Genomic DNA, 11664 nt, shown 5'->3' on the forward strand with positions numbered 1-11664 from the left:
TGTATGTGCTAAAATGATATGACCCAATAAAAAAGAGGAGTAACTTCAAAATATGGTATAATGGAATCGCTAAAAAAACATTAACCTAAGAAAGAAGTACTCCTCATGAATATGATAACACAAGAAGCAAAGAAAAAGCAAGCCATAGTAAAATACGCACTAAGAAAAGGAAAAAGCAAAGCAAGTAGAGTGTACGGTGTAAGTCTTTCAAGCGTAAAGAGATGGTGTAACCAATATGACGGTACCTGGCAATCGCTATTGCCTAAATCACACAGACCACATAGTCATCCTAACAGGCACACAAAAAGAGAAGAAAGACAAATTAGAAATTCTTTCAAAAAGTGCTATGAAAGATATGGATGGGATGGAGTATACAGTGATTTAAAGAGAAAAGGATATACAAGAAGCTACTCAGGAATGATATATGCAGCTAAAAGAATGGGCTTAGTAAAATATAAAAAGACCAAGAAAAAGAGCCGTAAGCATAGAAGATATCCGGAACTGTTAATACCTGGAGAAAAGGTGCAGATAGATGTAAAAGAAGTGCCATATAATTGCTTAAGAGGTAAGGCTTTAAGGGACGGAAAGCATTTTTATCAATGGACTGCAATAGATGAATGTACAAGGATGAGATTTGTATATGGGTTTGAAGAACATACACGAAAACTCAACCAAATTTTGAAAATGTTATTGAAAGAATTTCCGTTTAAAATACAGACTATTCAAACAGATAACGGAAGAGAGTTCACATATAAATATCAGAGCAGTGAAGTGAAAAGTCCTTTTGAAATAGAATTAAACAAACTAGGTATAAATCATAAATTAATACCACCACGAACACCTTGGCACAACGGAAAGGTAGAAAGAAGTCATAGAAACGACCAAAGATATTTCTATGAATGGGAAACATTCAGAAATATTGAAGAATTAAACACAAAATTAAAAGGACATTTGGAATGGAGTAATAACAAAACAATGAGAACACTTGATTACAAGAGTCCAATGCAGTTATTGAGTGAAAAGTTAGAATTGAAATCCATTCATTAATTAATATTCATAATCAAAAGTCAGTAAAACAAGCGAAATATTAAATCGTATTTTATTTTTACCCTAAAATGGGTCATATCTATTTACAACACAGAAATATTCGCAAGTAAATTTTCAAAATTTTATTGATTTTATTATAAAAATCTGTTTTAATAGTGTTATAGTACATTGTACTTATCAAATAAACTAGGAGGTTTATTATGGCTATTTTAGAAACAATTACTGATGGTTTATGCTCAGCAAAAAATGCAATTGTCGATGTAGCACAAGATGTTGTAGAAAAAAGTCATCAAAAAGCTCAGCTTAACCGTCTTCGCAGTATAATGAAAAAAGAAAACAAAACTATGGAACAGGCCTTTACTGCACTGGGTAAGGCTTTTTATGAAAATATGACAGAAGAGGACAAGAAAGAACATCACCTAATCTGTCAAGTTATTGAAACAAGCAGTGAAAGACTTGAAAGAGCTCATAGACGCTATATTGAAATAGCTGATGGTGTTGCCGATCAGTCACCTGAAAATAAAGAAGAAATCACAAGTGAAGAACTTGATTCTCTAACCGTTGCTTGTTCTAATGAAAACGAGTACAAGGAAATGAAAACTCCTGTAAAAGTAACTGTTAAAGAAATTAAGCGTGAAGATACTCACGAAAAAACTGCTGAAGAAGTAAGAGCAGAAAACAGAAAGAAAATCGTAAATCAGGCAATCAGCCACAATCAGCCATCAACTGATGCTGAAAATGAAATTGCAGAGGAAGATTCTTTCTGATTATAAACAAACTACTTAAGGCTGTCGTTGACAGCCTTTTGCTATCTATGGAGGAAAGTATGAGAAAAAATGTAAATGTAAGTGCAGTAATTTTTCGCACAATTTTTGTAACTTTAGGTGTAGTGGGAATTCTCTCCAGCCTAGGTTGGTTTAATAGGGAATACAACATTAACTGGTATGTATTTTACACAAATTTATCTAACTATATTTGTATAATAGTTATGTTTATATCCTTAATCTTTTCAGCAAAAGGCAAAGATACAGTATTGCCACGATTTAGGTTTTACTGTTTAATAATGATTTTGGTAACTTTCTTTGTGTATAACATTCTACTATCAAATGAACACACACCATATACATATTTTACAGATATTTCTTGTACACTACTTCATTGTGTACTACCTATAATGTATTTTCTTGACTGGTTACTGTTCTGCAAGAGAAACACACTAAAGGTGGTTGACCCTATATTGTCGGTAGTTATGCCACTTATCTATGTTGCATTTATTGTTATCAGAAGTTCACTGATAACACATCCTGCAAAAGGTGTTGTAATTTACCCATACTTTTTCTTAGACTTAGGAAAGTTAGGTTGGAGTGGCTTTTTAGGTTGGGTAGGAGTATTACTTGCTATCTTTATTGCACTTGGTTATATCCTATATATGATTGACAAAGTTATAAAAGGAAAGAACAAATCCAACTGATTTTTAGTAAAAACTTACTATTGTCATTTACAAAAATAAATACCTATGGTATAATTTACATATCAACTATAAAGGAATTGATAAAATGATAAGTAACGAAAGAATACAAGAGCTAATCAAGGCTTTTTTTGAAGACCATGACCACGGCAGAGAAGCAATGCAAAATGCAACTGTTGCTGAAAATATCTGCTTTATAGATTATCTTGAAGAACATTGCATCCCTAAAGCAAAGGAAATCAACAACGAAGATGACCTTAAAATGTTTACAGAATATGTTATCCATTTCCGTATGCTTACTTTAGAGAAAATTCTAAATCTGGATAAAATGTGGATTGTAGTTTCACATGGCACAAGCCACTTCTATGCACACGATAAGGATGCTATTGTTCTTGTTGATACAAGTGGTGCCGATTACCTAATCGGCAACCTTGCCGAACAGAATTTTGATGTTGAAATTCGTGAAATTACCGGTGAGGACTTTATTGCACTTGTTGAAGATATGCAAAGACTAGGTTTCCAAAACATTCAGTTTACAGATGGCAGACTAAGACCACTTGTTATCCCAAGAGATACTATCTTTAAAGCTGAAAAAAGTGAAACAACTATTAACCCTGACCTTTACATAGAGTCACTAATCTTCCTACAGCATGTTGCAAAATTCCGTAAGGAAGACAAGAACATAGCAGTACAGGAAAACAGTCCTCTAACTTTAGCACTACAAAAGGCAACACTACTTGTACCTGCTATTGTACAAAGCAGAGACGGTGACCAAATGCAGGTTAAGTATCCTTTCCTAAATACAAATGTTGAGGGTCAGAAAATTTTGCCTGTACTAACAGACCACAAGGAATACGATTACTTTATAAACACACCATTAATGAAAGACTATGCTTCCCTTGATGATGACAAGAAAGTATGTATTGAACTTCCATTTGTAGAGGTTTACCGTATTTTCAAGACAGATAACCTATTTGCAATTGCAATTAACCCTGTAGGCATTAACCTAGTTATTAACAGAGATGTTATGGGTGTTGCTACTAAGAACATTGAACTTCACAACAACCCTAACATTCTTGTTGAGAGAAACGGTGAAGAGGTTGATTATGATGACAATGAAGAAGTAGAAGAAGAAACACCTTCAAACAGATATAAAGATGAAGAAACTTCTGATTTAAGAAAGAAAGTTCTTGAACACTTTATTGAAACTCAGAAAGGTGTTATTGAAAAGCACAAGGATGACACTTCAGAAGAAGGTCAAGAAAAGCTAAAGAAAGCTCAGCAGAAACTTGCTGAATTTGAGAAACAGCTGGAGGCTCTCAATGACTAAAGGTGAAAAGGCTGAGTCCTTGTTTAAAGAGGGTTACAACTGTTCCCAGTCAGTAGCTATGGCATTTTCCGAAGAACTAAACATTCCAAGTGATGTGGTGGCAATGTCTGTTTCAGGCTTTGGTGGTGGAATGGGCAGAATGAGAGAAGTTTGTGGTTGTGTCAGTGGTATGGTATATGTGCTAAGTATTCTATACGGTTATAGCGACCCAAAGGACTTTCAGACTAAGAAAGAACTGTACCAAAGAATCAATGAAGTTGCTGACAAATACAAAGAGATTAACGGCTCTATTATCTGCAAGGAACTTTTAGGACTTGTAAAGAAAGACGGTATTGTTCCGGAAAAAAGAACTGATGAATATTACAAGAAAAGACCATGTTCTGAACTTTGTAAAATTGCCGGTAACATTCTGGAAGAATATTTAAATTCTCACCCATATAAATAAAATTTAATTTTAATATTAAGAAAGACTGTTGTACAAAATGCAACAGTCTTTTTTCTTCACAAAGTAAAAACCGATTAACCCTTATGGGCTAATCGGTTGATTTTTTTACTTTACTTCAGTATATTTATATTCTGAATCGTAAGTCATATTCTTTTTAACTTGCTTATATGTACCTCCACTTGTTGTTGATACATACATTGAATAAGAAGTAACCTTAGCCAATTTGTTATCATCAGTAACCATTAGATAACCACCACTAACATAAGCACCTAGATAAACTGTAAATGTTTTTGTTGAGCCTTTCTTAACTTTCTTAGAATAGCCTGTATCAATAACCTTTGCAGTTATCTGTCTTGAATAAACAACACCGTATCTACAATCACTTTCACCATTATATTCCTTGTAACCATAGATACCGTTTACCTTCTTATAGTCACCTAACTTTGTAACCTTAAGTTTAGCAAACATATAGTCATTGTCACTTATATTTAGGTCATAACCCTTTAGTGTGTCACCTACTTCAACATCTGTATCATTCTTAACTTTATTAAATAGAATTTCATCAATGTCAGAAGTATCAACACCGTCAAGTGTCTTAGGAACTGTACCTAAACCGGAAATTGTAATTTCCTTTTTAGCAGTAGTACCGTCTTTGTCTTCGCTATCCTTTAGTACTGCTTCATTGTCGTACATAGTAGCTTCAACAGTAACCTTGTCACCATTCTTTAGGTTGTATGATGGGTTAAATAGATAGTAAATCTTTGCGTTACTCTTGCCATTTTCAACTTTACCGTCACCGTCTAAACCACTGACTTTCAGTTCAAAATGTTCCTTATCAAATGGGTCAATAATTTCCTTTTCTTCAAGGCCACTTACTTTGAAAGAAAATTCATCTGACTTTATGTTTACACCAAAGTTCTTTAGCTTATCTTCCTTATACTTAGCCTTTACTGTAATAGTATCACCATTTTTGATTTTACCGTCATTACCCTTAACCAGTGAAAATGTGATATTATTTAGAGCGTTTTTTGTTTCGGTAAGTTTAGCAATTTGTTCTGAATATTCCTTATACTTACTGTCGTTTTTATCGCTAATATCACTTCTTTTTTCTGCGATTTCATCTCTTTCATCTTTGCACTTTTGGTAATCGGCCTTTGAATTTACTGTTGCTGTACCACTAAATCCATCAAACTTAACATACTTAGACAAATCAACATCATAAGTACTTTTGCCACAACCTGTTGCAAACACCAAAGAAGATAAAACCACAAGGCCACAAATAATTACGCTAATTGTTCTCTTCATTTCTTGCCCTCAGTTCTTTTTTCTTTTTATATATTATTTGTTAAGAATAGAGTTAATAAGTCCACCCTTAGCAATAATATTCTGAATAAATTCAGGGAATGGTTCTGCCTGATATGTTTTGCCTGTTGTATCGTTAGTGATAACACCTGTATCAAAGTTTACAGAAACAGTATCACCATCCTTAATGTCCTTAGCAGCTTCTTCACATTCAAGAATTGGAAGACCAATGTTAATAGAATTACGGTAGAAAATTCTTGCAAATGTTGATGCAATAACACAGCTAACGCCGGAAGCCTTAATAGCAATTGGAGCATGTTCTCTTGAAGAACCACAACCAAAGTTCTTTTCGGCAACCATAATGTCACCTTGCTTTACATTCTTAACAAAGTCTTTATCAATATCTTCCATACAGTGAGCAGCAAGTTCACTATGAGAAGAAGTGTTTAAATATCTAGCAGGAATAATAACATCAGTATCTACATTATCCCCAAACTTATGTACTGTACCATGTGCGTTCATAGTAATGAAACCTCCTAATTAAAGTTTTTCCGGATCTGTAATGTAGCCCTTAACAGCTGATGCTGCAGCTACTGCAGGAGAAGCAAGGTAAACCTCACTGTCAACATGACCCATACGACCAACAAAGTTTCTGTTTGTTGTTGAAATAGCCTTTTCACCGGCAGCCAAAATACCCATATGACCACCTAGACAAGGACCACAAGTTGGAGTTGAAACAACTGCACCTGCATCAATAAATATATCGAATAGACCTTCATGCATAGCGTCTTTCCAAATCTGCTGAGTACCAGGGAAGATAATACATCTTACACCCTTAGCAATCTTCTTGCCCTTTAGTACATTAGCAGCAGCTCTTAGGTCACTAAGTCTACCATTTGTACAAGAACCGATAACACATTGGTCAATCTTAACTTCTGTTTCACCGATTTCATCAACAGTCTTTGTGTTCTCAGGTAGGTGAGGGAATGCTACTGTTGGACGAAGTGTTGATAGGTCAATAACATATGTTTCGTCATATTCAGCATCTTCATCAGCAGTATATTCTACAGGAGTACCCTGGAATCTACCGTCACAATATTCTCTTGTAATATCATCAACAGGGAAGATACCGTTCTTTGCACCGGCTTCAATAGCCATATTTGCAATACATAGTCTGTCATCCATATTTAGATGCTTAATACCTTCACCACAGAATTCCATTGACTTGTATAATGCACCGTCAACACCAATCATACCGATAATGTGTAGGATAACATCCTTACCACTAACATAACCCTGAGGTTCACCAACAAGTTCAAACTTAATAGCTGATGGAACTTTGAACCAAGCCTTACCTGAAATCATACCGGCACACATATCTGTTGAACCGACACCTGTTGAGAAAGCACCTAAAGCACCGTATGTACATGTGTGAGAGTCAGCACCGATACATAGTGAACCCGGACCTACTAAACCGATTTCAGGAAGTAGGGCATGTTCAATACCCATCTGACCTACATCTCTATAATTCTTAATATCATACTTGTCAGCAAACTGACGAGAAATCTTTACCTGTTCTGCTGCTTTAATATCCTTGTTAGGAGTAAAGTGGTCCATAATCATTGCAATTTTTGTGTTATCAAAAACAGAGTCAGCACCATTTTCTTCAAAAACATTGATAGCAACCGGACAAGTAACATCGTTACCAAGTACAAGGTCCAAATTTGCCTCAATTAGCTGTCCTGCTTTAACCTCAGAAAGTCCTGCATGTGCTGCTAAGATTTTCTGTGTCATTGTCATACCCATTACAATCTTCCTTTCTATTTTCATAGTGTATAAAATAACATCATAATTGTATCACTTATTGCCATTTAATTCAAGTCTTTAACATAGCAATAATATTTATGCAACAAAAAAGAGGCTATGAAAGCCTCTTTCCGATAATAATTATTACTTAAAATATTTATCAACAGATTTTGTTAAACTGTCGTCAAGTTCATAATACTTACTGTCAACAACTCTAATATACTTTTTGTTCTTATCCTTAGGGAATAGTTTAACCTGACTTGTCACCAATTCATCTTCACTAGTACCCCAAAAAGTACAATTTTGTTTTGTATCAATTTTATCCACATAGCTGATTTTATCCTTATCAACTTCCTTGTAGTTATCCATTGAAATTACTTTTTCAAAGAGACTTGTGCTTATATCCGACTCATTAGTTGACATTTTCTTGTCCTTAGTGTCAAATAATGCACCACACTTAAAGTTGTCGTAATCAGTATATTTTTCTTCAAAACTTCTTTCGCTATCTTCTTCAACAAAGATAACACCGGAAATGTTGGTGTTTAATGATACTAAAATTTTATATTCACTATAACCTTTCAAGGTATTCAAATCACTTGCACCTGAGATTACACCCTCAGCTTTTGATAGTTTATAGTCACTGTTTCCGTTATAAGTAAAATCGGTTTTCACATACATTTTACCGTCACAAATAGCCTTACTGTCACTTTTCATAGTTGAAAGGATAGTACCCACACCACTTGTTGTACCGGTAACTAACATTGCAATTAAAGACACAACAGTAATTGCCAAACCAATACCACCTACTACATAACCGGACTTACCACCATGTTTAGGTACAATAGCTTTCTTTCTTTTTTTAAGCATTAAAAATACAAACCAAATTATAATACCGATAACCAGTAGGATAATACCAAGAAGAATACCACCGGTTACAGATGTTGCTGTAGATAGATTCATCATAAACTCCCTTATAGTTAATTTACTTTCATTATAAGTGAAGTCACAAAAATAGTCAATAAACAGTGGTTTTATTCTGCTTATTTACTGTTGATTAGTTAACCACTATTTGTTATAATACTGATTAACATTAGATATTAAGGAGTTCTTATGAAATTTCTAAACAAAATTTTCTCAAGAGTTTTCATAATCGGATTTATCATTTTTATTCAAGCATTATTCCTATTATTTTTAATGTTTGAGTTCCAACTTGCTTTTAGGATTGTAAGAGTATTTTTTATTTTAATCACAATTTCTCAGATTGTTTCTATTATTAATTCCAACAAAAATACTGCCTACAAAATGGCATGGATTATTCCTATGGTTGCATTACCTACCTTTGGTGGTATGGTATATTTTGTTGCAGGTGGCAAAAGACCCGGTAGATTTTTGCGAAAAAGAATGGATAAAAGTGAAAGTCATTCTCAGAAGTTTAAACCTGATTGCAGTGTTACTCTTTATGAAATTGAAAAACAAGACCTATGTATGAAAAATATTTTTGGATATATAGATAGGATGGGTTATCCTGTATATAAGAAAAGTGATGTTTGTTACTATCCTCTTGGCGAATATAATTTTCCTGTTATGCTGGAAGAATTACGAAACGCAAAGCATTATATTTTCTTAGAATACTTCATTATTGCCGATGGTTATATGTGGAACAGTATTCTTGATGTTCTAAAGGATAAGGCATCTCGTGGTTTAGATGTTAGACTGATTTATGATGATGTTGGATGTATTTCACTTTTGCCAAACAACTACCCAAAAATTTTAGAAAGTTACGGTATTAAGTGCATTAAGTTCAATCCCTTTAGACCTGTACTTTCATCAGTAGCTAACAATCGTGACCACAGAAAAATTATGGTTATTGACGGTCATACAGGCTTTACCGGTGGTATTAATTTAGCTGATGAATACATTAACAGAATAGAACGATTCGGTCATTGGAAAGATGACGGTATTATGCTGAAAGGTGACGCTGTGTGGAATTTAACAGAAATGTTCTTATCCACATGGAATGCACTAAGACGAACAGAATGGGACTTTTCTCCTTATTTTCCTGACAAATATATTGATGAAATTTCTGTTATGCCACAAGGTGACGGTTACATTTGTCCTTATGGTGACACACCACTTGATGATGAACCTACTTCCGAAAATGTGTATTTATCCATAATAAACAAGGCTCAAAGGTACATTTACATTACAACACCATATCTAATAATCAGTGCTGAAATGACAAGAGCATTAACCTTAGCAGCTAAAAGAGGTGTTGATGTAAGAATCATAACACCGGGTATACCGGACAAAAAGACAGTTTTCCAAGCTACAAGGTCATATTATCCTGCACTAATTCGCAATGGTGTAAAGATTTACGAATATTCAAAAGGTTTTGTACATTGCAAAAATGTTGTAGTGGATGATGAAATTGCAACAGTAGGCACAGTAAACTTTGACTTTAGAAGTCTTTACCTACACTTTGAAAACGGTTGTTTGTTCTATAAATCCTCAATAATAAGCCAAGTTAAGGAGGATTTCCTAGATACTCAACAATACGGCAATCAAATTGTTTTAGAAGAAAACTTGAATGTAGGTTTCTTCCGTAGAATTTATTATGCAGTTTTACGATTATTCTCACCATTAATGTAAAATTAAGGTAGTTGGTTATTTTGTATAACCGACTACCTTATAAATTTTATAAAAGTATCAAATAACACTTGATTTTTTCTTGTATTAATGATATATTATTTTTGTTATGTAAATTTTATATTTGCTGATATAGCTCAGTAGGTAGAGCACTTCCATGGTAAGGAAGAGGTCATCGGTTCAAGCCCGATTATCAGCTCCACAAAAAACCCATTAGTAAGCCACTTTCGGTTGACTAGTGGGTTTTGTTTTGCAAAAATATTTGATAATGTGATTTTGATATTTTAATTTTGTTTGCGTATAGAGGAAATTTCCCACTACAAATTTAGGTTTGTCTTTTAGTTTAGATTGTGGGTAAAGGTAAATTTCTTTTAAATTCAATTAGCTATAAAGAAAAATTCATAGTGAGAATATATACCTGAAAATATTATGAAACTATGACTCACAGTTGTAGGGGACATCATTGATGTCCCGTTACAAACTAGCCTTCATATAGGTACTTTGCCCTATGTAGATATTATAAATATTTAGTCTGTAAACAGGACAATAATCCCATAGGTATCACACTTTTTTACGGGCGAACGATGTTCGCCCCTACAGTGTAACTCATAATTCTTGTTATATTTAATAGTTAGAAATAAAGGAAAGTTTCAGATAATATGGAATTGTAAATGAATTTACAATTCCAACCACTCCTTCCGTCTTTGCATACGCAAAGCCACCTCCCTCAGCGAGGGAGGCAACAAGGTCTGTATAATTTCTTTTTTTGTGTACAAACTTACAAATTTGTACATATTGTGTTTGGCTTCCTCAGACGAGGAAGCTGTCATTCGTGAATTGCAGAGCAATTCACCTTTTAAAGAATGACTGAAGGAGGGAAAAAGCTATTAATTAGATGAATTAATCGGTTACTATCTAATTAACCCACACTACATAAACATCCCCACAAACCCTAATTTGTTAAATTGTTTTTTAGATTAGAACAATCAAAATTGAAAAACCCAAATTTATCATCTAATAGAATGGAAAATTTAAAAATAGAATAGAAAAAACAACAAGGAGGAAATAAAAATGATAGAAATTAGCAAGTTTAGAGATGAATACACCAATGATGTAATAGACCTTGTGCTACATTTTCAAAATGATGGTACAAGACCACCTGTATCGGTAGATAACCAACCTGACCTACTACACATTACAGAGGAATACATTAATGCCGGTGGTTACTTTTGGATTGCTACAGACAATGGTAAATTAGCCGGTACTATCGGTATAATGCCTTGTAATGATAAAGTAGCAGTAATGAAGAAATTCTTTGTATATGAAAAATATCAAAGCAGTCCACATCATTTAGGCAGAAAATTATACAGTTATTTCCTTGAATTTGCCAAGAAAAACAACTACAAAACTATTATGCTTGATACTCCTTACAACACAACAAGAGCCCATAAGTTCTATGAAAAAGCAGGTTTTAAGAAAGTTACGGAAGATGAATTACCGGTAAAATTCAGCCATCCATATAAGGATTGTGACTTCTTTATTTTGAATTTATAATTTAATACAGATATGAAAAACCCCGATTAGATATACTAATCGGGGTTTGATTATACCTTAACTATT

11 protein-coding genes and 1 tRNA gene are annotated in these 11664 nt (G+C 33.8%); 8 read left to right on the plus strand and 4 right to left on the minus strand.

All coding sequences use genetic code 11. From position 1 onward, the window contains the following. Positions 1-111: 111 nt before the first annotated feature. The 5 genes from E5Z56_RS04385 (at position 112) to E5Z56_RS04405 (ending at position 4290) form a co-directional block, all read left to right on the plus strand. A complete protein-coding gene (locus tag E5Z56_RS04385; protein WP_175405374.1) occupies positions 112-1047 on the plus strand; it encodes a DDE-type integrase/transposase/recombinase in 936 nt (311 codons plus the stop codon). Between the two features lie 200 nt (positions 1048-1247). Further along, complete coding sequence (locus tag E5Z56_RS04390; RefSeq protein WP_138156703.1) at positions 1248-1814, plus strand: hypothetical protein; 567 nt, start codon at positions 1248-1250, stop codon at positions 1812-1814. Between the two features lie 59 nt (positions 1815-1873). Next, the gene (locus E5Z56_RS04395) at positions 1874-2518 is read left to right on the plus strand and encodes a Pr6Pr family membrane protein (RefSeq protein WP_138156704.1); all 645 of its coding nucleotides are present in this window, start codon (positions 1874-1876) and stop codon (positions 2516-2518) included. An 85-nt stretch (positions 2519-2603) separates the two neighbouring features. Continuing rightward, a complete protein-coding gene (locus tag E5Z56_RS04400) occupies positions 2604-3845 on the plus strand; it encodes an SseB family protein (protein WP_138156705.1) in 1242 nt (413 codons plus the stop codon). Beyond that, positions 3838-4290, plus strand: coding sequence for a C-GCAxxG-C-C family protein (locus E5Z56_RS04405; RefSeq protein ID WP_138156706.1), 453 nt, complete (start codon positions 3838-3840; stop codon positions 4288-4290). The genes E5Z56_RS04400 and E5Z56_RS04405 overlap by 8 nt, the downstream gene beginning before the upstream one ends. A gap of 105 nt (positions 4291-4395) precedes the next feature. Here the strand turns inward: E5Z56_RS04405 and E5Z56_RS04410 are convergent, their stop codons facing one another. The 4 genes from E5Z56_RS04410 to E5Z56_RS04425 form a co-directional block, all read right to left on the minus strand. Further along, the gene (locus E5Z56_RS04410) at positions 4396-5595 is read right to left on the minus strand and encodes a hypothetical protein (protein WP_138156707.1); all 1200 of its coding nucleotides are present in this window, start codon (positions 5593-5595) and stop codon (positions 4396-4398) included. Positions 5596-5628: 33 nt separating this feature from the next. After that, complete coding sequence (leuD, locus tag E5Z56_RS04415; protein WP_022505161.1) at positions 5629-6114, minus strand: 3-isopropylmalate dehydratase small subunit; 486 nt, start codon at positions 6112-6114, stop codon at positions 5629-5631. Between the two features lie 18 nt (positions 6115-6132). Then, positions 6133-7398 (minus strand): 3-isopropylmalate dehydratase large subunit, encoded by a 1266-nt coding sequence (gene leuC, locus E5Z56_RS04420; protein ID WP_022505162.1) that lies wholly within the window; start codon positions 7396-7398, stop codon positions 6133-6135. Positions 7399-7542: 144 nt separating this feature from the next. Continuing rightward, positions 7543-8361 (minus strand): hypothetical protein, encoded by an 819-nt coding sequence (locus tag E5Z56_RS04425; RefSeq protein ID WP_138156708.1) that lies wholly within the window; start codon positions 8359-8361, stop codon positions 7543-7545. Between the two features lie 147 nt (positions 8362-8508). On the opposite strand from E5Z56_RS04425, the gene cls reads away from it, so the two are divergent. The 3 genes from cls (at position 8509) to E5Z56_RS04440 (ending at position 11598) form a co-directional block, all read left to right on the plus strand. Next, on the plus strand, positions 8509-10047 hold the full coding sequence (cls, locus tag E5Z56_RS04430) for a cardiolipin synthase (RefSeq protein ID WP_138156709.1): 1539 nt from the start codon (positions 8509-8511) through the stop codon (positions 10045-10047). Positions 10048-10170: 123 nt separating this feature from the next. Next, a tRNA-Thr gene (locus E5Z56_RS04435) sits at positions 10171-10246 on the plus strand. An 869-nt stretch (positions 10247-11115) separates the two neighbouring features. Then, a complete protein-coding gene (locus E5Z56_RS04440; RefSeq protein ID WP_138156710.1) occupies positions 11116-11598 on the plus strand; it encodes a GNAT family N-acetyltransferase in 483 nt (160 codons plus the stop codon). Positions 11599-11664 lie beyond the last annotated feature (66 nt).

It is taken from the genome of Ruminococcus bovis (genome assembly GCF_005601135.1).
In the GTDB taxonomy this organism is placed as follows: domain Bacteria; phylum Bacillota; class Clostridia; order Oscillospirales; family Acutalibacteraceae; genus Ruminococcoides; species Ruminococcoides bovis.

Bases quoted from the DNA above. Each gene is read 5' to 3' on its own strand.
- E5Z56_RS04385 (WP_175405374.1), top strand. From the start codon at position 112: ATGATAACACAAGAAGCAAAGAAAAAGCAAGCCATAGTAAAATACGCA.
- E5Z56_RS04390 (WP_138156703.1), top strand. From the start codon at position 1,248: ATGGCTATTTTAGAAACAATTACTGATGGTTTATGCTCAGCAAAAAAT.
- E5Z56_RS04395 (WP_138156704.1), top strand. From the start codon at position 1,874: ATGAGAAAAAATGTAAATGTAAGTGCAGTAATTTTTCGCACAATTTTT.
- E5Z56_RS04400 (WP_138156705.1), top strand. From the start codon at position 2,604: ATGATAAGTAACGAAAGAATACAAGAGCTAATCAAGGCTTTTTTTGAA.
- E5Z56_RS04405 (WP_138156706.1), top strand. From the start codon at position 3,838: ATGACTAAAGGTGAAAAGGCTGAGTCCTTGTTTAAAGAGGGTTACAAC.
- E5Z56_RS04410 (WP_138156707.1), bottom strand. From the start codon at position 5,595: ATGAAGAGAACAATTAGCGTAATTATTTGTGGCCTTGTGGTTTTATCT.
- leuD (WP_022505161.1), bottom strand. From the start codon at position 6,114: ATGAACGCACATGGTACAGTACATAAGTTTGGGGATAATGTAGATACT.
- leuC (WP_022505162.1), bottom strand. From the start codon at position 7,398: ATGGGTATGACAATGACACAGAAAATCTTAGCAGCACATGCAGGACTT.
- E5Z56_RS04425 (WP_138156708.1), bottom strand. From the start codon at position 8,361: ATGATGAATCTATCTACAGCAACATCTGTAACCGGTGGTATTCTTCTT.
- cls (WP_138156709.1), top strand. From the start codon at position 8,509: ATGAAATTTCTAAACAAAATTTTCTCAAGAGTTTTCATAATCGGATTT.
- E5Z56_RS04440 (WP_138156710.1), top strand. From the start codon at position 11,116: ATGATAGAAATTAGCAAGTTTAGAGATGAATACACCAATGATGTAATA.